The sequence below is a fragment of the Acetobacter okinawensis JCM 25146 genome (genome assembly GCF_000613865.1).
GTDB lineage: Bacteria > Pseudomonadota > Alphaproteobacteria > Acetobacterales > Acetobacteraceae > Acetobacter > Acetobacter okinawensis.
Window position 1 is genome coordinate 120,492 of the sequence record NZ_BAJU01000003.1, and the last position, 20,466, is coordinate 140,957.

Annotated in this window: 15 protein-coding genes and 4 pseudogenes; 11 read left to right on the forward strand and 8 right to left on the reverse strand. The window is 57.7% G+C overall.

Going from position 1 to position 20,466, the window contains the following annotated elements:
* Positions 1-72 precede the first annotated feature (72 nt).
* Positions 73-1,269 carry an MFS transporter gene (locus JCM25146_RS02960; RefSeq protein WP_025825772.1) on the forward strand — a complete coding sequence of 399 codons (1,197 nt, stop codon included), beginning with the start codon at positions 73-75 and terminating at the stop codon, positions 1,267-1,269.
* Between the two features lie 86 nt (positions 1,270-1,355).
* Here JCM25146_RS02960 and JCM25146_RS20585 read toward each other — a convergent pair whose 3' ends face one another.
* From JCM25146_RS20585 to JCM25146_RS03000, 8 genes and pseudogenes are all read right to left on the reverse strand, one after another.
* Complete coding sequence (locus JCM25146_RS20585) at positions 1,356-2,228, reverse strand: GGDEF domain-containing protein (protein WP_025825774.1); 873 nt, start codon at positions 2,226-2,228, stop codon at positions 1,356-1,358.
* A 473-nt stretch (positions 2,229-2,701) separates the two neighbouring features.
* Positions 2,702-3,319: a YceI family protein gene (locus JCM25146_RS02970; RefSeq protein ID WP_025825776.1), complete on the reverse strand. Its 618-nt coding sequence runs from the start codon at positions 3,317-3,319 to the stop codon at positions 2,702-2,704.
* Between the two features lie 246 nt (positions 3,320-3,565).
* Positions 3,566-4,549 carry an ABC transporter ATP-binding protein gene (locus JCM25146_RS02975; RefSeq protein ID WP_025825778.1) on the reverse strand — a complete coding sequence of 328 codons (984 nt, stop codon included), beginning with the start codon at positions 4,547-4,549 and terminating at the stop codon, positions 3,566-3,568.
* A gap of 45 nt (positions 4,550-4,594) precedes the next feature.
* Positions 4,595-5,631 (reverse strand): annotated as a pseudogene (locus JCM25146_RS16790) (ABC transporter ATP-binding protein).
* The gene (locus JCM25146_RS02985; RefSeq protein WP_025825780.1) at positions 5,621-6,595 is read right to left on the reverse strand and encodes an ABC transporter permease; all 975 of its coding nucleotides are present in this window, start codon (positions 6,593-6,595) and stop codon (positions 5,621-5,623) included. The pseudogene JCM25146_RS16790 and the gene JCM25146_RS02985 overlap by 11 nt, the downstream one beginning before the upstream one ends.
* A gap of 15 nt (positions 6,596-6,610) precedes the next feature.
* A pseudogene (locus JCM25146_RS16795) lies at positions 6,611-7,620 on the reverse strand (ABC transporter permease).
* A 13-nt stretch (positions 7,621-7,633) separates the two neighbouring features.
* Positions 7,634-9,441, reverse strand: a pseudogene (locus tag JCM25146_RS24430) (ABC-F family ATP-binding cassette domain-containing protein).
* Between the two features lie 68 nt (positions 9,442-9,509).
* Entirely contained in the window at positions 9,510-10,259 is a 750-nt protein-coding gene (locus JCM25146_RS03000; RefSeq protein WP_025825782.1) for a PhyR family response regulator anti-anti-sigma factor, read from the reverse strand.
* Positions 10,260-10,447: 188 nt separating this feature from the next.
* Here JCM25146_RS03000 and JCM25146_RS03005 point away from each other — a divergent pair, with 188 nt between their 5' ends.
* The 10 genes and pseudogenes from JCM25146_RS03005 to JCM25146_RS16815 all read left to right on the forward strand — a co-directional run bounded on the left by JCM25146_RS03005 (position 10,448) and on the right by JCM25146_RS16815 (position 20,380).
* Complete coding sequence (locus JCM25146_RS03005; protein ID WP_242400887.1) at positions 10,448-10,891, forward strand: sigma-70 family RNA polymerase sigma factor; 444 nt, start codon at positions 10,448-10,450, stop codon at positions 10,889-10,891.
* A gap of 104 nt (positions 10,892-10,995) precedes the next feature.
* Positions 10,996-11,592, forward strand: coding sequence for a sigma-70 family RNA polymerase sigma factor (locus JCM25146_RS03010; RefSeq protein WP_025825787.1), 597 nt, complete (start codon positions 10,996-10,998; stop codon positions 11,590-11,592).
* Between the two features lie 116 nt (positions 11,593-11,708).
* Complete coding sequence (locus tag JCM25146_RS24790; protein WP_242005619.1) at positions 11,709-11,870, forward strand: NepR family anti-sigma factor; 162 nt, start codon at positions 11,709-11,711, stop codon at positions 11,868-11,870.
* A gap of 5 nt (positions 11,871-11,875) precedes the next feature.
* On the forward strand, positions 11,876-12,523 hold the full coding sequence (locus JCM25146_RS23360; protein ID WP_242400880.1) for a hypothetical protein: 648 nt from the start codon (positions 11,876-11,878) through the stop codon (positions 12,521-12,523).
* Between the two features lie 28 nt (positions 12,524-12,551).
* The gene (locus tag JCM25146_RS16805; RefSeq protein ID WP_242400881.1) at positions 12,552-13,646 is read left to right on the forward strand and encodes a sensor histidine kinase; all 1,095 of its coding nucleotides are present in this window, start codon (positions 12,552-12,554) and stop codon (positions 13,644-13,646) included.
* Positions 13,647-13,746: 100 nt separating this feature from the next.
* Entirely contained in the window at positions 13,747-15,468 is a 1,722-nt protein-coding gene (locus JCM25146_RS03025; RefSeq protein ID WP_025825792.1) for an ABC transporter ATP-binding protein/permease, read from the forward strand.
* Position 15,469: 1 nt separating this feature from the next.
* A pseudogene (gene cydC, locus JCM25146_RS16810) lies at positions 15,470-17,201 on the forward strand (thiol reductant ABC exporter subunit CydC).
* Between the two features lie 85 nt (positions 17,202-17,286).
* Positions 17,287-17,664 (forward strand): OmpA family protein, encoded by a 378-nt coding sequence (locus JCM25146_RS03035; RefSeq protein WP_025825793.1) that lies wholly within the window; start codon positions 17,287-17,289, stop codon positions 17,662-17,664.
* A 35-nt stretch (positions 17,665-17,699) separates the two neighbouring features.
* Positions 17,700-19,601, forward strand: a complete 1,902-nt coding sequence (gene recQ, locus JCM25146_RS03040) for a DNA helicase RecQ (protein WP_025825795.1) — start codon at positions 17,700-17,702, stop codon at positions 19,599-19,601.
* On the forward strand, positions 19,598-20,380 hold the full coding sequence (locus JCM25146_RS16815) for a DeoR/GlpR family DNA-binding transcription regulator (protein WP_035371869.1): 783 nt from the start codon (positions 19,598-19,600) through the stop codon (positions 20,378-20,380). The genes recQ and JCM25146_RS16815 overlap by 4 nt, the downstream gene beginning before the upstream one ends.
* Positions 20,381-20,466: the final 86 nt, after the last annotated feature.

Here is a 20,466-nt window from a genome sequence, read left to right on the forward strand (position 1 = left end):
ATGCCAGCGCCGGGAGAGCGGTTTTAACGAACCCGCACCAGTCTGTCTTTTTGTGTTTCCAATCAGGTAGCCATGCTTTTTAAAAATCTTTCGACCGAAGCCACTATCGGGCTTTGGGCCTTGTTTGCCTGCACCTTTACGGCGCTGACCAGTGAGGTGGCACCCGTGGGCATTCTGATTGAAATGGCACAGACCTTCCACATCCCCGAAGGTAAAGCCGGTCTGGCCGTCAGTGCATTTGCGCTCATGGTCACGCTAGGTGCTGTGCCTCTGACTATCCTGACTGCGCATGTTGATCGCAAACGGTTGATGCTGCTTTCCCTCTCCGGATATGTTGTGTCCAATCTGGTTGTGGCCATGGCGCCGACTTTTGGCCTTTTGTGTGTAGGCCGGTTGATCGGCGGGGTAGCTCACGCGCTGCTTATGTCCATTGTTTCTGCCTATGCAGCACGTCTGGTACCACCGAGCATGACGGGGCGGGCAATCTCCTTTGTATATGGTGGCACATCGCTAGGCGCCATACTGGGGGTGCCGGGTACAGCGGCTGTGGGACATCTGGCAAGCTGGCGTGTTGCCATGTACATCATGACTGGCCTTGCCGTTGTGCTGACACTCTGCATTGCATTTTTTCTTCCCCCCGTATCATCGACCGTGCATGTCAAGGAGAGCTTGCCCAACATAGTCTCCCGTAAGGTCATGCGCACCTTTCTGATTGTTGTTGCGGTGGATGCCGTCTTCTTTTTCGCACATAATCTGCTGTACACTTATGTCACGCCACTCCTGCTGGAACATGGTCTGCCGGATGGTGCGTTGAGCATTGCCCTGTTGCTGACGGGTGCCTTGAGCATTCTGGGGCTGTGGGGGGCCGGGCAGATTGTGGACCGTCGGCCCGCGGCAGGCATGCTGGCCAGTGGTATGGCCATGCTGGTTGGTATGGGACTGATGTACGGCCATATTCTGCCGGGATGGATGTCCGTTGGTGCTGTGGGGCTGTGGTGCATTGGCTACTCAGCCATTATTCCCTTTGTTATGTCCGGTGCCATCCGCGCCCGCGCAACACGGGCCGATGTAGCTGGGGCCGCAATTAATGCGGCCAGCAATGCGGGCATTCTGCTCGGCTCAGCTGCAGGGGGTGTTGTGTTGACCCATTATGGCTTTGCGGTGCTGACACCCATGGCCATTGCGGTGGCTTTGTGCGGTATTCTCATAGCGTTTTTCAGCACGTCCGCTTTTCCTCACGTTCTGCATCCGTCCGAACATGACGCATGACGGTAATCTGACCGCTGCTTTTGTGCATCACAGGCGTATGGAGAATAGTACGGGGTAATCACCAGAGGACTTTGCCAGCTACAGGGTTATGGGGTTGGCTCTTTGCTGGGTGTTGCAGGCTTTGTGGAGCGTTTTCTGGCAGGAGTGTTCTTTTTGTTGCTGTACATTGAGTGGTCAGCATGGACCATGATTGTGGCAAGATCCTTGCCATCTTCAGGGTAAAGTCCTCCGCCAATGCTGCCAGAGAGAGTGAGCTTGATGTTGTTGACCACAACTGGGCGGCTCAGGGTAGCAAGTAGTTTGTTGCGTATTGTATCGAGCATGGTTCTGCTCTCAATATCAGGTAGCAGAACGCCAAACTCATCCCCACCCAGCCGAACGACATAATCAGATTTACGGATGTTTTTGCGCAGCCTGAGCGCGAGTGCACGCAGCACGTTATCTCCGGTAGCATGGCCGTAAGTGTCGTTAATCGGTTTAAAGCGGTCCAGATCGATCATCAGGAACCCTATGGTCTGGGTGGGATCATCCTCAATTTCCTCACTCCACCGTTCCATCAGGCCGCGCCTGTTGCCCACTCCTGTTAGTTCGTCTGTAAAAGCGTCTTTCTGGAGGGCGCGGTATTTACGTTTTATGTCCGAAATATCGTGAAAAATACCAATGGCAATGCCCATTTTATGGAACATAAGCGCATAATGTTGCACAATGCGTACTTTGCCGTCTGCACCTTTGATGTCCAGCACAAGCCCGGATAATTCGCTTGTTTCTTCCAGATCAGCCCGGCTGCGTGCATGTGCAATCTGGGCACGGAACTGCTCTTGCTGTTTCAGGTCAACACAGCTGCGGTCAATAAGGTCCACTATGGTTTCAATCCTGTCGTCCGCAATAAGGCTGAACGCAGGGTTGCGCAGAATGATCTGATGGTCAGACAGGCGTACAACAACCGTACCGATCGGCACCTTGCTGAACAGTGTTTGTCCTAATGTGCCAGATCTGGGAGGGAGTTGAAGTCGATCTCACCAAGCTGGGGAGCGGTGTTCATGGAGGGCTGTTATCCTGCTTCAGCTGTTCAGGCTGGTCTGGTGCCTCCGTAATGAGGCCATTCACGTTTGGCTACAAGCCAGAAATGAATGAGGTTTTAAAAATCTTCTTTTGCCATGACCATGGTGTCTTGGCGTTGTTCTGCTATGAATCTACGTTAAATACAGCACAAGCAATGACATATATCAATCACACTATATTATTAGTATCCCATCTGTGTGGGACAGGTGTGGCTTTTGTCTTGCTGTAAGGGGTTGAAGCAGCGTTTTTTTCTGCTTCAAAAGCGCATTATGGGCGTTCTGCCCAAAGGCTTGTGTCAGTCTGGGGGTAGAAAGAGCAAAAACCCCAGCCATGGTTGCCCTCAGGCGTGCATGGCTGGAGTGGATTCTATTTAGTCCTGTTTTTCAAAAGCGCCAGCAATGCGCAGGGTTACGGTATCGCCGACGTAGGGCACATACATTTTTATGCCAAAATCACTGCGGTTCAGGGTGCCTGTGGCTTCAAACCCGGTTGTATATTTTTTGTCCATGGGGTTCACGCCCGCGCCAATAAAATGCACGGTCAGCGTTACGGGTTTTGTCACGCCGTGGAGTGTCAGGTTGCCATTGACGGTCGCGTTGTTCTGGCCGGTCAGTTTGACGCTGGTTGAAACAAATGTTGCATCCGGGAACTTGGCTGCGTCAAACCATTGTGCGCTCTTGAGTTCATCCGTCAGTTTTGCGCTGGTGGTCTGTACTGATGCAACAGGAATAGTGACGGACAGCTTGGATGCACTTGGTGTTTTTGCGTTAAGCTCCAGAGTGCCCGAGGCATTGGAAAAAGCGCCAAAATAATTGGTAAATCCAAAATGCAGGACGGAAAAACCAACCTGAGTGTGTCCGGGTTCAACGGCATAATTGCCAGACTGAACCTGTGCTGCACTCGTGACTGTCTGGGCAAAAACGGGCGTAACTGCGTTTAAAGCAAGAACGGCAGAGGCTGCGGTCAGTAAGGAGGAAAAGCGGGGCATACTGAAAAATCTCCAAAAAATAGAATAAGCAATCGGGCCGGAGCAGATTTTGTGAGTGAAAACCCTGTTTTGTCAGGTTATCCGGCCGTGCCGTGAATTGTCTTCACCTGAATAGCAGCCTTAAAGTGCATGCATAAACAACAATAATATAAATGCTTTGTTTCTGATTTTTTGCATGAGTGTTTTCGTCAGGGTATGTCTGACGGCGCTGGTTGGCGTCCCTCCAGTGGTTGCATCATTGGGGTACTATAAAACCGGATAATGGCAGGCAACCTCATGGCCGGGGGATATCTGCTTTAAAATGGGGGTGTCATTCTGGCAGCGTGGTTGCACGGTCGGGCATCGGGTATGAAAACGACAGCCTGATGGCTTATGCACAGGGCTGGGAATTTCTCCACGCAACGGCGCATGCCGGGGCGCGCCAACCACAGGCTGCGGGACCGCTTGGGTCAATGCGATGGTGTAAGGGTGGGCGGCATTGTGCAAAACCTTGTCGGTATCACCAAGCTCCACAATGGCACCAAGGTACATGACGGCTACACGCGTGGATATCTGGCGCACTACGGCAAGGTCATGAGCAATAAAAACATAGGTCAGGCCAAGCTGTTTTTGCAGATCGGCAAACAGGTTCACAATCTGTGCCTGAACAGATACATCCAGTGCGGAAACCGGCTCGTCCGCCACGACAAGGCGAGGGGCAAGGGCTAGTGCGCGTGCAATGTTGATGCGTTGGCGCTGGCCACCAGAAAATTCATGCGGATAACGTTCCAGAGCACTTTGTGGCAGGCTCACCAGATCCATGAGTTCGGCCAGCCTGTGTGCTATGGATGATGCAGTCCGCCTGTGGCCATCGGGTGCGCGGTGCACCCGCAAGGGTTCGGCCAGCAGGTCGCCTATTCGCCTGCGTGGGTTAAGCGAGGCATACGAGTCCTGGAACACCATTTGCATACGTTGGCGTAGCGGGCGCAGGGTGTGTTCGGGCAGCAGCGTGATGTCCTGCCCTTCAAACAGAATCTGACCGGATGAAACATCGTGCAGGCGTAGCAGGCAGCGCCCCAGTGTGGATTTGCCACAGCCGGACTCCCCGACAAGGCCCAGCACCTCTCCGGGCATGACGGAGAAAGAAACACCATCTACCGCCTTGAGGGACTGCCCGCGTTTGAGCACATAGGTTTTGTAAACATCCCTGACCGCCAGAAGGGGCAGGGGAGGAGTGGGGGATTGTCGCATGTCGGCGGCCTGTGGTGTGGGATGGGGCGAGCGCATGGTGGCTCCTCACACGGCAAAGGATGTGGTGCTGCAAGTCTGCCGGGGCAATGGCCTGCCTTCTGTGGGCAGAACGCAGGCGACCTGATGTCCCGGTCCAATAACATGGAATTGCGGAGGGGGGGCTGGCAGGCAGGTCGCGTGTGTATAGGTGCAGCGCGGGGCAAAAGCACAGCCCACGGGGCGCTCTGCTGGTTGGGGTGGTCCCCCGGGTATGGCATGCAGGCGCTCGGGGCGTGGCCCGTTCATGGGGGGATGGAGGCCAGAAGGGCTGCTGTGTAGGGGTGTTGCGGGTGAGCGAACAGGTCCTGTGTTGTGCCCTCCTCGGCTACCCTGCCAGAATACAGGACTAGCGTGCGGTCGCACGTCTCGGCCACTACGCCCATGTCATGGGTTATGAGCAGAATGGATGACCCATGGGTTGTACGCAGCTTGCGCATCAGGTCCAGAATCTGGGCCTGAACGGTCACATCCAGCGCTGTGGTGGGTTCATCCGCAATGAGTACTGACGGATTGCACGATAGAGCCATGGCGATCATCGCGCGCTGGCGCAAACCGCCGGAGAGTTGGTGTGGATAGCGGTTGGCCGTGTTTGCCGGGTCTGGAACGCCCATTTCAGCCAGCAGTTCAATCGTGCGCGTGCGGGCCTGTTTGCGTGAGAATTTGTTGTGCACACGCAGTTGTTCGTCAATCTGCCAGCCGATGGTGTAAACCGGCGTAAAGGCGGTCATGGGGTCTTGAAAGATCATGGCAATTTCCCGCCCACGTAAGGCACGGAATTCCCGGGCGGGTAAACCAAGAATCTCCTGTCCTTTAAAGCGGACAGAGCCGGTTATGGTCACGCCGGGTGCATCAATCAGGCCCATAAGAGCCATGGCGGTCACGGATTTTCCAGAACCGGATTCTCCGACCAGTCCCAGAATTTCTCGCCCAGCCATGCTGAAGGACATGTTCTCGACAATGGGAATGCTCTGCCCGCGTGAGGTAAAGCTGATGCACAGGTCGCGTACGTCAAGCAGGGGATGGGAGTGTGTGTCAGTGGACATCGCGCACCCTCGGGTCGAGAAAAAGATAGGCGGCATCCACAACCGCGTTGGCCAGCACCACAAACACGGCAGAATACATGACAGTCGCCATAATAAGGGGCAGGTCAAGGCTGTTCAGCGCCTGATAGGTCAGGCGGCCCACACCGGGCAGGCCAAAAACAACTTCGGTGAGCAATGCTCCCCCACCCACAAGCTGGGCAAAGTCCATGCCAAAGAGCGAGACAAAGGTGATGAGTGCTGTGCGCAGCCCATGGCGGAGCAGCACACGGCTGGGGGAAAGACCCTTGGCACGGGCTGTGCGCATGAAGTCTTCCCCCATGGTCGCGACCAGATCGGCCCGGAGGATACGGCTGTAAATCCCAACAAACATGACGGCCAGCACACACCACGGAATAACCAGTGCACGGAACCACGCCAGCGGGCTTTGGGTAAAAGGTACGTATCCCAACCCCGGCACCCACGAGAACAGCCACGTGTCATGGTAACGGTTCTGGGTAATCAGGTTGACAACCTGCCCCAGCCAGAACACGGGGATGGAAATGCCGATCAACCCCACCATCATGAGCAGTCTGTCTATCCACGAACCTTTGCAGGCTGCGGCAAGAACACCCATACCAATGGAAAGCACCACCCAGATGATGGCAGCACCCGTAACAAGAGAGAGCGTTACAGGTGCTGCGCGCATGATCTCGGGCACCACCAGTTCACCACGGTTGGCGTAGCTTGCCAGATCACGCGTGATGAACAGTTTTTTCATCATAATTGCGTATTGCACGGGCAAGGGGCGGTCAAAGCCGTATTCCTTACGGACTTTTTCCATGGTCTGGGGGGCTGCATTACGCCCTGCAATGCGGGCAGTCGGGTCTGCTCCGGGGGTTGCAAAAAACACGGCAAACACCAGAGCGGAAATGCCAAACAGAACAAAAACCGTCTGTCCCATACGGCGCAGGAGAGGCAGGATCATGCGGTGCTTTTCCTCTCACTCACGCCGGGAGGTGTCGCGCACATCAAGCGCATCGCGCAGTCCATCGCCCAGAATGTTCAGCGCGAGCACCACAGCCACAATGGCCAGCCCCGGAGCAATGGCCACCATCGGGCGGGTGTAAATCAGCCTTCGCCATCAAGAATAATTGTTCCCCATGACGCAGCGGGGGCCTGCACCCCAATAGACAGAAAAGAGAGTGCACTCTCTGCCAACAGCGCCATGGCCATAAGCAGCGGCCCCATAACAACCAGCGTTGTGCTGACATTGGGCAGGATGTCATGCAACACAATGCGCCAGCGTGGCACGCCAAGGCAGCGGGCTGCAGTAACAAATTCGGCCTGGCGCAGGGCAATGACCCGCCCGCGCACGGGCCGTGCGGCATAAGGGACATAGACCAGAGCAATAATAACAATGGGAATGAGCAGGTTGTCAGCCTCGATTACAAACGGACCGATGCGCAGGTTTGAGGTAATTGTGACAATAGAGAGTGAGATGGCAAACAGGTAAACCGGTACTGCCCACATAATATCCATGAGCCGGCACAAAACCATGTCCGTAATGCCACCAAAAAAACCGGCGACAATGCCCACTGCTCCAGCCATGATAAGGCACAGAACTGCGGCTGAGAAGGAAATTAGCAGCGAGTTGCGGCCCCCGTAAAGCAGGCGGGCCATAATGTCACGACCCTGACTGTCCGCTCCCAGCAGGTATGTGGTGTGGCCCGTTGGGCCAATGGGGCTAAGGCCCAGATGCAGCGGGTTGTCATTGGGCTGCATAATATCCGTTTCCTGCCCGTCGAGCATAATGGTCCCCGCGACATTGGAGACAAACGGGTCCACATGGGCAATGTGGCGGGCATAAAACGGGGCGCACAGGCAGGCCAGCACAATCAGGCCAAGAACCGCAAGGGAGGCAAGGGCAGAGCGGTTGCGCAGTAACGAGCGCAGAGCACTTTGCCATGGTCCGGCGGAGGTTCGGGGCGTGTCGGACGGCTTGGTCATCATGCTAGATGTGTTTCTATTCTGCCAACAGAGCTTCGCGCTTCATTTCCAGTTCAAGCCACTGCTCCTCACACTCGGCCAGTCTGGTCTCTATTTTGCCAAGTTCGACCATATGGCGGTCAAAGGCCTTGGGGTTTTTGGCGTAAAGGTCGGGGTCGGCCATGCCTGTGCGGTGGATGCTGGCTTGGGCTTCCAGTTTTTCCATCTCCAGTGGCAGATTGTCCAGCGCGTACTGGTCCTTGTAACTCAGCTTGCGTGTTGCCTGTCTGGTGGGCTGTTCGCGTGGTTTGGCAGGCTCGGCACTAGGGATAGTCGGGGTGTTTTCTAGCGGTTGCAGGTTCCGCTGCACCAGCATGTCGCTGTAGCCCCCTGCGTATTCAACCCATGTGCCTGTGCCATCGGCTGCCAGCACGGAGGTCGCAATACGGTCGAGAAAATCGCGGTCATGGCTGACCAGTAGGACCGTGCCACTGTAGGTGCAGAGCATATCCTGCAAAATATCCAGTGTTTCCAGGTCCAAATCGTTGGTGGGTTCGTCCAGAATCAGCAGGTTGGAGGGCTTGGCCAGTGCGCAGGCCAGCATCAATCGGCCACGCTCCCCGCCAGACAGGGCGCTTACAGGTGTTCTGGCCTGTTCTGGGCGGAAGAGGAAGTCCTTCATATACCCGATAACATGCCGTTTTTCGTCCCCGATCTGCACCATGTCGCCACCGCCATCGGTCAGGGTTTCGGCCAGTGTGCGTTCGGGGTTGAGTGTGCGGCGCTGCTGGTCCAGCGTGACCATGCTGAGTGATGGCCCAAGGGCTATGGTGCCACTATCGGGCTGGTCGCCCCCGGTCAGCAGACGCAGCAGGGTTGTTTTGCCCGCGCCATTGGCCCCGACAACGCCAAGCCTGTCCCCGCGTAGCACACGCAGGTTCAGGTTATTGATGACACGTTTGTCACCCCATGACTTGCACACGTTTTCCGCCACCGCCACAAGACGGCTGGAGGTAGAGGCCGACTGGGCGTTCAGTGTGACCGTACCCGGTGCGCGCACGGCCTCCCGTCGGGCGGTGCGCAGGGCGGCCAGTTCGCGCACACGGCGGACGTTGCGTTTACGCCGGGCTGTCACGCCGTAGCGCATCCAGTCTTCCTCGCGCGCAATCTGGCGGTCCAGTTTGTGGGCGTCGCGCTCCTCCTGCTCCAGCACCTCCTCACGCCAGGCTTCAAAGCGGTCGAAGCCTTCATCAAGCCTGCGGGTAATCCCCCGGTCCAGCCATACAACCGAGCGTGACAGGGTAGAGAGCAGGCGCCTGTCATGGCTGATCATGACCATGGCGCAGCCAAGGCTGAGCAGTTCACGTTCCAGCCATTCAATGGTTGGCATGTCCAGATGGTTGGTTGGTTCGTCCAGCAGCAACACATCGGGGGCGGCAGCCAGCACACCGGCAATGGCGCAGCGTCGTGTTTCCCCGCCCGAGAGGTGGGATGTGCTCTCCTGACCTGTCAGGCCGAGGGCGTCCAGCATGGGGCCGGTACGCCATTCCATATTGGGGTCATCAATCTGGGCGGCAACGTAATCTGCTGTCGTGGAGTATGCACTCAGGTCCGGCTCTTGCGGGAGGTAGCGCAGGGATGCACCGGGCTGGAGGAACACGCTGCCTGCATCTGGCTGGATGAGCCAGCTGCAATTTTGAGCAAGGTGGACTTACCCGATCCGTTACGCCCGACAAGGCAGACTCGCTCGCCTTTGCCAACAGCAAACCCCGCACCATCAAGGAGCGGTTTGCCGCCAAGGGTTAGGGTAATGTCTTGCAGGTGCAGGAGGGGAGGTAGCGCCATAACAGATAGCCAGCCGTTCCAGAATGAAGGTCGATAGAGGGTTCTGGCAGCTTTTTACCCAAAACAGATCAGGTCTGAGCCACACCCACACTGCTTACGGCCTGATAGGTGGCAACGGCAAGGGTTAAGGGGTCAAACGGTTTGGTAATAACAAAACAGGGCTCCAGTTTTTCTCCCGTCAGCAGCCTTTCCGGGTATGCGGTCACATAAATGACCGGAACCTTGAAGTTTGCCGTAATTTCGGCCACCGCAGCCATGCCATCCCCGCCTGGGCCTAAATTGATGTCGGCCAGAATAAGGCCGGGCCTAGTCTGGGCGGCAAGCTGGATGGCGTCGGCCTGCGTGTGGGCAATGCCTGCCACCTTATGGCCGCACTGCATGACCAGTAGTTCTATATCCATGGCGATGATCGGCTCATCCTCAATAATCAGGACCGATGTCTGCACGCCTTTATGGAGCTGCTTTTGTGCGCTTTCCAGTTCCTGCAATGCCACGTCATGGGGGAGGCCAATAATGCGGGCTGCAATGTCCACATTGATTTCTTCAAGTGTCGTCAGCAGCAGCAACTGCCGCTGGGAGGGGGAAAGGCCAGACCCCTGCGTGCTCCTGCGCGCCTCATCCACTGTATAAAGGCGCGAGATCGCCTGATAAAGCTGGAGCAGGGGCGTCAAGCCTTCCGTCGGAGGCTGGGATGTCATGCTTCTCAGGCTTTGTGCGACCAGCAGGTCGCCTTCAGGCTGGTTGCCGGTCAGGGCGCGTGCGTAACGTCTGCCATAAGGGAGAGCCCGGATCAGCCCGTCACGCACTGACTCTGACATGACAAATCTCCTTATGATTAGGTCTATGGTAAAAACATACGATAAAGCAATGATGCCACGGAGCGGCGTTTGCCGAAAGGGGATGAATCCTGATTAACACACCAAATCCCGATCAGGGCGATGCGCGTCCGGGGTTCAGGGCGGAATTGCTGGCAATTTTACCGTCCCTGCGCGGCTTTGCCCGTTTTTTGGCGCGCGATCCCGCTCTGGCGGATGATCTGGTGCAGGAGACCGTTTTGCGCGCGCTGGATCGTATGGTGCAGTTTGAGGCAGGTAGCAGCCTGAAGGCGTGGTGCTTTACCATTTTGCGCAATCTTTTTCTCGAACAGAAGCGGCGCGGTAAAAAAGAGCGTGAGGTGCTCGCCCATTACGAGCAGCAGCCGCCATCACGGGTTGTCAGCCCGGCGGACGGACGGCAGGAGGTGCAGGAACTTGAGGTGATGCTCTGGCAGCTCACACCCCTACTGCGCGAAGCACTGGTGCTGATCGGCGCACATGGCATGACCTATGCCGAGGCGGCAGAAATCTGCGAGGTGGATGTCGGTACCATCAAGGCGCGTGTCTCCCGCGCCAGAACCATGTTGCACAGGCTGGCCCGGCAGCAGGCGGGGGAGGATGGGGCTGAGGCATAAATGCTCTCGTTTTCGTGATAATAAAAATTATCGTCGGATGTAACTTTGGCCCTGCGCCGTTCATTGCTCCGTTAAATGATGGAAGAAGAAGCGGAGTAAAAACAATGACAGCCTCATCATTCCACGATCAGGTCATCGCCATTCTGCCCAAGCTGCGTGTGCAGGCGCTGGCCCTGACCCGTAACCGCACCACGGCGGAAGATCTGGTGCAGGACGCCGTGTGCAATGCTCTGGCCGCTCAGGCAAGCTTTATTCCGGGTACCAATTTTGGGGCATGGATGCACCGTATCCTGCGCAACCGCTTTATTTCCGACCTGCGTAAAAAGCGCGAAACCACAGATATTGATGACGCTCCGCAGTCCATGCTCGCGGTGGCTGCCCGCCATGATGACCGGCTGTCCCTTATGGAGTTGGATGCAGCGCTTGCACGGCTGCCAGATGACCAGCGGGAAGCTTTGGTGCTGGGGGTTCTTGAAGGAATGAGCTATCAGGAACTGGCAGAAATGTCTGGTTGCGCGGTAGGTACGGCCAAAAGCCGCGTTTTCCGCGCCCGGCGTCAGCTGGAAGTCTGGTTAACAGGAGAAGAATCCGTGTCCGATGCGGGTGGTCGCAGGCACAGCGAGCGTGTGCAGGCAAAGGCGGCAAAAAAAACGGGCCATGCGCGAGCGGGTTCTTCGCACATGAGTGTTGCTACAGTCTGAGCATGGTGCAGGCTGAGCTTGAAAGATGCAGGTCCGGCACGGATGACATGCCCGCCCCGCAGGTTGCCGCGCCACAGACACAACGGCAGGACCCTAGGTTTGGAATGGGAAAGAGTATGGACGGCGCTCCCCCCCGCAAAGGCAGGCAGTCTCGGGATCAGGCTTTTGATGTCTGGCTGAAGCGTGGACTGCACCAGCTTTTTGATGACGTTGTTAATGAACCTGTGCCCGAAGAGCTGCTGAAGCTGATAGAAGAAGACCGGAGCAGGCAGGACTGAGCCGTTTGTCTGTCTTTTCCTTGCTAGGGCAGGGCGCGCGGCGCGCGGGTGCTCTGCTTATGTCCGGTCTGGGGCGGGTGTTTATCACCACCAGTGCGCGTATGCGGGTGCTTATCTGCCTTTCGGGTATTCCTGTGCTGAGCATTGGCGCAGTCCTTGCTCTGCGCAATTATCAGGAAGTCAGGATTGGCAGCGCGCAGCGCGCGGTTGCGGCCATCATGCGGCTGGACCAGCAGTTCCGGCATGATACGGACCGCCTGCGCAGCGCGCTGGAAACCATTGGTAATATGGATCTGACCAATGATCAGATCGTGCATGCCCTCAAGCTGGCGGAAACCATTAGTGGCCAGCGTTACTGCTTTCTGGCCGTTCTGAATGAGCGCGGACAGAAACTCGATTCTGTTTCTCCTTCAGGTCGCTCCTGTGCTGAGGTGGGGACTCTTACGCCCCCCGCGCGCATTAACGCGACGGTTATGGAAGCCGTACAAAAAAGTGGTGGGGGGGAAGATAATGGCGCGTTTTTGCGCATAACCGTGCCTGCTGCTTTTCTGGCTGAACCAGAAGCGCACGGCTATCTGGTTGGAATTTTGCAAATATCGCGCACGCGGGCGTATTTGGGGGGGTGTCTCGGGGTGGGAAGCCTTCTCGGATGATACAAACCCCGTTCAGGCATGGTTGCTCATGCATGACGGGGAGCTCTTCCCGGTCTGCACCAATTGCAACTGGGAGCCGCCGCCTCCTGAACTGGTGTTCCGTCTGAAGGAAAAGCTGGAAAAAAGTGACCGTTCCGTTGTGTCCTTTCCCTCCATGCAGGGCGGGTACGCTCTGGGCGGTATTGCCGGCGGGGCTGATATATTTGTCTCCACCCAGCGCACCCCCATGGAGGCTGACGCCCTGCGGGCCATGGTGTTCCAGATCGCTGCGTTGCTGTTCTTGCTGGCCGCAGGGTTGGTGGGGGTGACGCTCGCGGCCAACATTGTGCTGGTCTGGCCCCTGCGCCGCCTGACCCATTCCGTGCGGAAATGGCAGATGGAAGGGGTGTTCGACGGTCGGGTCACGCGCTCCATGCCCCTTGAACTGCAAAGGCTGGGGCAGGCTTTTACGCGGGCGACGCAGCGCCTCTCCCGCCATGAGGCGAGGTTGCAGAAGGCTATGGCGCATCAGGAACTCCTGATGAAGGAGATCCACCACCGGGTGAAAAACAACCTGCAGATCGTGGCGTCCCTGCTCAACCTTCAGGCCAACCAGATTGCCCATCCGGAGGTCAAGGCGGAGTTCGCACTGGCCCGTGACCGAATCCGCGCACTGGCAACGCTGCACCGCACACTCTACGCCGAAGATACGCTGACCAGCCTGAACATGGCCGTTTTCCTCAAGGACCTGTGTGAGCAGACCTTCCATGTGGCGGGCGAGGCAGATGCAGGGCGTATCCAGCTACAGGTGGAGTCAGACAGTTTCTGGATGGACCCGGATCAGGCGGTGCCTCTGGCGCTGATCGTTACCGAGGTCGTTACCAATTCGATCAAATATGCTTTTCCCGACGGTCGGGAGGGCGTTATTCATGTACGCCTGACAAAAAATGGCAGTTTGGTCACATTAAGTGTCGGTGATAACGGCATTGGCTGCTCGTTCGACCCAGCATCTGGCACACCGGGCATCGGGCTCAAGCTCATTCACGGTTTTGCCAGACAGCTCAAGGCATCTTTGAGCTATAGTGGAAAAGAGGGCGTGCTGTTCACGCTGGTCATGCATCTGGATAAAGCACAAAACCCCTGAAAAATGTGCCTCCATGGGACGCTGGCATGCCATGGGCGCAGCCGGGACTGGCGATCTAAACTGTTGCGTCCTTGGCAGAGCAGTATAAACGCTGTCTGTCATGAGGAACGAGAAAGCAGCAATACGTAACTGGACGCGCCTCCAGTCGCGTCTTGGTCGTCAGGCAGCGCGATCAGTGGTGGGGTCCGGGCTGCTCTCCAGTCTTGCCGGGATTGGGCAGGCTTGGTGTGTGGCGGTTGTTCTTGGGCATGCCCTTGTGGGGTGGCAGGGAGCAGCGGAGGGGCGTGCTTTTCCTGCATGGCCTTTTCTGCTCTTCCCCGCATTGGCCATTCTGCGCGCACTGTGCATGATACAGGCAGATATAGCTGCCGCACGTGCAGGCATTGTGGCCCGCCGCCGCCTGCGGGGCGAGGTCGTGGCCGCTATTCTGGCCGGTGGTCCCGCATTGCTGCGTCGTACGCATAGCGGTGTGCTGGCATCACTTGCGGTGGACCGGATAGAAGCGCTGGATGGTTTTTTTGGCCGCTGGGTGCCCGCATCCGTGTTGTGGATGGCAGCGCCCGTGGCCATTCTTGTGCCCGTAGGCATTATGCAGCCCCGTGCTGCCCTGATTTTGGGGCTGTGTGGTATAGCCGTGCCGGTCGGGCAGGCTATATTTGGTATTGGCGCAGCTGTCGCCTCCCGCAACCAGTTTTTGGCCATGACGCGGCTTCAGGCCCGCTTTCTTGACCGCATCAAGGGTATTGCCACCATTGTTCTGGCTGGCCGTACGGAGGATGAGACCCAGCGTCTGGCGGACGCTGCGGATGAACTGCGTGTGCGGACCATGAAGGTGCTGCGGATGGCATTTCTGTCTTCCGCTTCCATTGATTGCGCCATGGTGGGGGCTTTTATCCTGCTTGCCGTGCTGGACGGTCGGCAGGCACTGGCCATGCAGGCCAATGGGCCATCCCCGGCTTTGCAGCAGGTTGTTGTTGCCAGCCTTTTTGCCCTGCTGGCTGTGCCGGAATTTTTTGCTCCCCTGCGCAGCTTTGCCCTTGCCTATCAGGACCGCGCTCACGCGCAGGGTGCTGCGACAGCGATACTCGACCTGCCGGAAGTGACTGAACGCCCGGTGCTGGACGGGGCCAGAACGGTTAACGCCAATGGCGTGATGGTCGCGTTTGATGATGTAGGCTTTACGTGGGACCCTGCACGTGGTCCGGCACTGGAGCACGTGACCTTTACTGTGCCAGCGGGGGAAACGCTGGTGCTGGCCGGACCGTCCGGTGCAGGCAAGTCTACCATCATGGAGCTGCTACTGGGCTTTATTGCTCCGCAGAGCGGGCGGGTGCTGTTTAATGGGGCACCTTTGCAAACAATCGTCCCGGATGCGCTTTCCCGCGTTGTGTCATGGATCGGGCAGAAGCCTGTTTTGTTTGCGGGTACTTTGCGGGACAATATCCTGTTCGCCAAACCGGATGCAGAAGAGCGTGAACTGGCAAGTGCCTTGCGCTCTGCCGCAGTGGACGAATTTTTGCCCACTCTGCCCGATGGGCTGGACACGCATATAGGCGAGGGTGGGTTTGGCCTTTCTGGCGGTCAGGCGCAACGCGTGGCCATTGCGCGTGCGTATCTTAAAAATGCTCCGGTTCTGCTGCTGGATGAGCCAACGGCCCATCTGGACCCGGTGACCGAAAAAAGTGTTTTTGAAAGCCTACAACGTCTTGCTGTTGGCCGAACGGTTATTCTGGCCACGCATTCGGCTGCCGCGCATATGTTTAAGGGGCGGCGGATAGACCTGCAGAACGGGCGGGTCGTTAACCGGCAGGGGGCTGCATAACATGGCAACGCACGATCAGAGCGCAACCAGCCCGGCAAATACACAGGCTCGGGCCGCTGGCGGGCAAAACCTGCCTCGTTATACAGACTGGCAGGCCATATGCGTTATTTTCCGCCTGTGGCGCAGACAGGGGGCGCGGTTGCTGGTAGGGGCGCTGCTGGCGCTGGCCGCACTGGCCTGCGGGCTTGCCCTTATGCAGGTGTCTGGCGTGCGGTTGGCTGGCTGTGTTCTGGGGGAGATTGTCGTCACCACAGCCTGCTGCGCTGGGTTGGGGCCGGGCGTGTGGCCCTGCGCTATGCAGAGCGTCTGTTTGCGCATGACGCCATGTTCCGTGCTCTGGCTGATCTGCGTGTCTGGTTCTTCCACTCTCTTGCGCGTGGGGCGGCTGCGGGGCTTGGGTTTCGCAGGGCGGGGGATATGCTCTCACGCCTAGTGTCGGACATTGGTGCGCTGGACGGGCTGTACCTGCGGATTGTGCTGCCGTTGCTGTGTGCCTGCCTGACATTTCCGGCCCTGTTGATTATTGTGGGGCGGCAGAGCCTGCTGCTGGGGCTGGGCGTTGGGTCCTGTTTGCCTGCTCCTCTTTTTTGGTGCCATGGCTGATTGCGCGCTCTGGCCGTAAGTCTGCCGAGCAGACGGCGCACCTGCTGGCGCATCTGCGCATTTCCGTTCTGGATCTGGTTGGTGGCTTGCGAGAAATCCGGGCTTTTGGGGCCGAGGGACGGATGCTTGCGCGTGTGCAGGCAGCAGACGCAGCCCTGTTGCACGGGCAGATGGGTATGGCGCGGCGTGCGGCATTTGCTAATGCGCTGGCTTTTTTGTTCGGGCAGATTGCCATATTTCTGGTGTTGCTGGCCATTGGCGGCGTTGTGCTGCCAAGGTTGGGAGCGCTGGAAGGCGTTAGCCTGCTGTTCCTGACGGTTGCTGCGTTTGAGAGTGCTGTGCTGCTTACGCGTGCAGGTTTGCAGGCGGGTATCATGGGTGCCTCCGCCCGTAGGGTGGTGGAGATGGCAGTGCAGCCCGGTGCTGCACGTGCGCAGGCTGCATTGCGTGATGCCCCGGAAAATACACATATCCGTCTGGAGGCTGTGCGCTTCCGCTGGGCGGAAGATCGGCCATGGGTGCTCAAAGGGCTGACACTGGATATTCCGCCGGGGAGCAGGGTCGCCATTCTGGGGCCTTCAGGCGTTGGCAAGTCCAGCCTTGCAGCCCTGCTGCTGCGTGCTGCAACGCAGCAGGAAGGACATATTTTTCTGGGAGGGGAGGACATAACCACTCTTCGTCCTGAATCCGTGCGCAGCAAAATGGCCTGGCTATCGCAGGCGACACATCTGTTTGATGATACCATCCGGGCCAATCTGTTACTGGGGCGGCCTGATGCATCTGAGCAGGATTTGTGGCAGGCGCTGGATCAGGCTGCTGTATCCGATGTGGTGCGCAGCCTGCCAGAGGGGTTGGATACCTGGGTGGGTGAGGGCGGGGTCCGTCTGTCTGGTGGGCAGGGGCGGCGTATTGCTCTGGCCCGCACGCTGCTTGCCCGCGCTCCTGTGCTTATTCTGGACGAACCGGCAACCGGGCTGGACGCACAGACGGAGCAGGAGTTCCTGCGTACATTGAATACAGTCAGCGAGGGGCGCACGGTTATCCTGATCGCTCATCGCCTGACCGGGGTAGAGAAGCTCGACCGGATATGGCGTCTTTCAGATGGGGTGGCCAGGGCTGCGGCACTCTAGTGCTGCGGTAATGGTTGTTGACGCGCGCACGCGGGCGAGGCACCAAACAAGATGGTTTTGTTTTGACAATTCAGGAATGACCATTATGCGCCGCCTTATTTCAGTTGCTTGCCTGAGCCTTCTGGCCGCCTGCGCCACACAGGCTCCACGTAAATATGTTGTGTTTTTTTCCAACCAGTCTGCTGAGCTTGATTCGGCGGGGCTGGATGTGGTGGCACAAGTCGCGCAGGAAGCGGACAAGCACCCCTCCCGCATCGTGCGGGTAGAAGGTTATGCCAGTGCGGGTAAGGACCTTTCGGCTGATGCACTGCTGGCTATCCAGCGTGCCAAGGCTGTAACGGCCAAGTTGCAGCAAGATGGTGTGCGTAGCGACCGTATTGTGGAAACGCCCCGCGCGCCATCCAATATGGAGGGCATGGTTGTCGGTTCCCGCCGGGTGGAAATCGAGCTGACAAGCCCCTGATAACCATGGATCAAAGAGAGCCTGCTCTGGAGGATATGGCGCCGTATGAGCCACCTCTGGAACCACCAGAAAGGTGGGGGGAGGTGCCGCTCCAGTCATCTTCCCCACTCCCGCGCGATCGGTTCTGTAACCGCTCCGTGGAGGAGGTCTTGCAGGCTGTCTTTGGGTTCCCGGGGTTTCGGAGCCTGCAGGCGCAGGCGGTCGAGTGCGCCATGCAGGGGCAGGATGCTCTTGTACTCATGCCTACAGGGGGCGGCAAAAGCGTCTGTTACCAGATTCCTGCTTTGTGCCGTCCGGGCATGGGGCTGGTTATCTCCCCCCTTATTGCGCTTATGGACGATCAGGTTGCAGGGCTGCGCCAGCTTGGGGTCAACGCTGCCGCCTTGCATTCCGAATTGGATGAAAACGAATCCGCGCAGATTCGGTCTGATCTGGCAAATGGCCGGGTGGATCTGCTCTATATCTCGCCCGAGCGGTTGCTGTCTTCAGGCACACTGGACCGGCTGACCCGTATTCCGCTGTCCATTATTGCCATAGACGAGGCACATTGTATCTCGGCCTGGGGGCACGAGTTCCGGCCTGAATACCGTGCGCTTACCGCCCTGCCGCGCCACTTTCCCAATGTGCCTCGTCTGGCCCTCACCGCAACAGCGGATGAGCGCACGCGTGATGATATTCTGGCCGCGCTGGATATGCCCCATGCGCATGTTCTGGTTTCCAGCTTTCATCGCCCCAACCTGAACATTGCAGTGCAGCCCAAAGGCTCGGAACTGAAGCAATTGCTGAGTGTTCTGGAGCGGTACAGGGAAGATGCGGCCATTGTCTATTGTGGCAGCCGTGCCAGAACCGAACGGATTGCCGCATCTCTGCGTGAGCGTGGGTGGCCAGCCCTTGCTTACCATGCCGGTTTGTCCCCCGTGGAAAAACGGGCGGCATTACTGCGCTTTCGTTCGGGTGAGCCGCTGGTCATTGTGGCCACGGTGGCCTTTGGTATGGGCATAGACCGCCCAGATGTGCGCGCAGTTGTGCATCTGGATATGCCCTCCTCGCCCGAGGCATATTACCAGCAGATCGGCAGGGCAGGGCGTGACGGCCTGCCGTCCGATACCGTGTTGCTTTATGGGGGGGAAGATATTGCCCGTGCGCGTTACTGGCTGGACCAGTCCGCAGCCCCGGATAACGAAAAACGGATCATGCGCAGCCGACTGGAGGCCATGATTGCGTTTACGGAAACAACGGGGTGCCGCACACAGGCGTTGTTGCACTGTTTTGGCGAGGAACTGGAGCAGGCGTGCGGGCATTGTGATAACTGCCGCCACCCTGTTCTGACATTCGATGGCACAGAGGCTGCCCGTAAACTGCTGTCTGCCGTGTACCGTACGGGGGAAAGTTTTGGAGCCTTGCATGTTATTGCTGTTCTGCGTGCCAAAAAAACAGATGGCATAAGCCGGAACGGGCACGACAAACTGTCGGTCTGGGGTATTGGGCAGGACAGGAGCGAACAGTTCTGGCGTGGTGTGGTACGCCAGCTTATTGCCCGTGGCGCTTTGCGTATAGAAGGACAATACGGCGGCTTGCGCCTGAACCCCGATATTGCCCGCCCCATCTTGCGGGGGGAGCAGAGTGTTGCTTTGCGGGCCGACCCGGTTGTGGAGCACGCGGGTAATGCCGGAACGGGCCGGGAGGCGCGGCAGTCCGTGGCTCTTGACCTGCCGGAGGACCGGTTGGTTCTGTTTGAAGCTCTACGCAAATGGCGGCGTGAGGAGGCCAGGGAGCAGGAAATACCTCCCTATGTCATTTTCCATGATTCGGTCCTGAAAGACATAGCCCTTGAAAAACCGGAAGATATGGACGCGTTGGGGGACATAAAAGGGGTGGGTCGCTCCAAGCTTGAGCGTTATGGTGAGGCTGTTCTGGCGGTGCTGGAGGCAGTATGAGCAGTGCTCTGGAGCGGCGTCGCAGGCATATTCTGCGGCTGGTCAACCAGCATGGTTATGTTGCGAGCGAGGAACTCGCGCGGGAACTGGCCGTAACCGTGCAGACAGTACGGCGGGATGTGAACATCATGGCAGGGCAGGGGCTTTTGGCCCGCCACCATGGAGGAGCTAGTACCCTTTCCCCCGCCGAGAATATTGCCTACTCCGACCGGCAGATCCTGCATTTGCAGGAAAAGGAGTCGATCGGGCGTGAGGCCGCCAGAGCCATCCCGGACGGGGCTTCCCTGTTCATCAATATAGGCACGACAACGGAGGCTTTTGCCCGGTCGTTACGCACCCACCGTGCACTGCGGGTTATTACCAATAATATCCATGTGGCCACTTTGCTCGCTCCGGCTCCGCAATGCAGTCTGATTATTACCGGCGGAAGTGTGCGGCTCCGCGATGGGGGCATTGTTGGCCCTGCAGCGGCTGCCATGATTGAGCAGTACAGGGCGGATTTTGGCGTTATTGGCATTTCGGGTATTGATGCAGATGGAACGCTGCTTGACTTTGATGCGGACGAAATTAACGCGGCGCAGGCCATCATACGCAACGCCAGAACCGTTTTTTTGTTAGCAGACCATACCAAGTTCTTGCGCAGGCCTATGGCGCGTGTTGGCCATATTTCGCAGGTAAATGCGTTTTTTACCGATCAGGCACCCCCGCCGGGTATTCGGGTCATTCTGCGCGAGCATGATGTGCAGCTACACGTGATTGGCACGCAGGAATGTTCGTAAAAGAACTATAGCGGTTCAAAAAAACGCACAGCAGGAGGACGGTTAGCATTGTTCTTGCGTTCTGTTTTCGAATTCGAATAAGACAG

Excerpts from the sequence above, each read along its gene's own strand:
- JCM25146_RS02960 (WP_025825772.1), top strand. The coding sequence starts at position 73 with ATGCTTTTTAAAAATCTTTCGACCGAAGCCACTATCGGGCTTTGGGCC.
- JCM25146_RS02970 (WP_025825776.1), bottom strand. The coding sequence starts at position 3,319 with ATGCCCCGCTTTTCCTCCTTACTGACCGCAGCCTCTGCCGTTCTTGCT.
- JCM25146_RS16815 (WP_035371869.1), top strand. The coding sequence starts at position 19,598 with ATGAGCAGTGCTCTGGAGCGGCGTCGCAGGCATATTCTGCGGCTGGTC.
- JCM25146_RS02975 (WP_025825778.1), bottom strand. The coding sequence starts at position 4,549 with ATGCGACAATCCCCCACTCCTCCCCTGCCCCTTCTGGCGGTCAGGGAT.
- JCM25146_RS03010 (WP_025825787.1), top strand. The coding sequence starts at position 10,996 with ATGACAGCCTCATCATTCCACGATCAGGTCATCGCCATTCTGCCCAAG.
- JCM25146_RS03035 (WP_025825793.1), top strand. The coding sequence starts at position 17,287 with ATGCGCCGCCTTATTTCAGTTGCTTGCCTGAGCCTTCTGGCCGCCTGC.
- JCM25146_RS03025 (WP_025825792.1), top strand. The coding sequence starts at position 13,747 with ATGAGGAACGAGAAAGCAGCAATACGTAACTGGACGCGCCTCCAGTCG.
- recQ (WP_025825795.1), top strand. The coding sequence starts at position 17,700 with ATGGCGCCGTATGAGCCACCTCTGGAACCACCAGAAAGGTGGGGGGAG.
- JCM25146_RS24790 (WP_242005619.1), top strand. The coding sequence starts at position 11,709 with ATGGACGGCGCTCCCCCCCGCAAAGGCAGGCAGTCTCGGGATCAGGCT.
- JCM25146_RS02985 (WP_025825780.1), bottom strand. The coding sequence starts at position 6,595 with ATGATCCTGCCTCTCCTGCGCCGTATGGGACAGACGGTTTTTGTTCTG.
- JCM25146_RS16805 (WP_242400881.1), top strand. The coding sequence starts at position 12,552 with ATGCATGACGGGGAGCTCTTCCCGGTCTGCACCAATTGCAACTGGGAG.
- JCM25146_RS03000 (WP_025825782.1), bottom strand. The coding sequence starts at position 10,259 with ATGTCAGAGTCAGTGCGTGACGGGCTGATCCGGGCTCTCCCTTATGGC.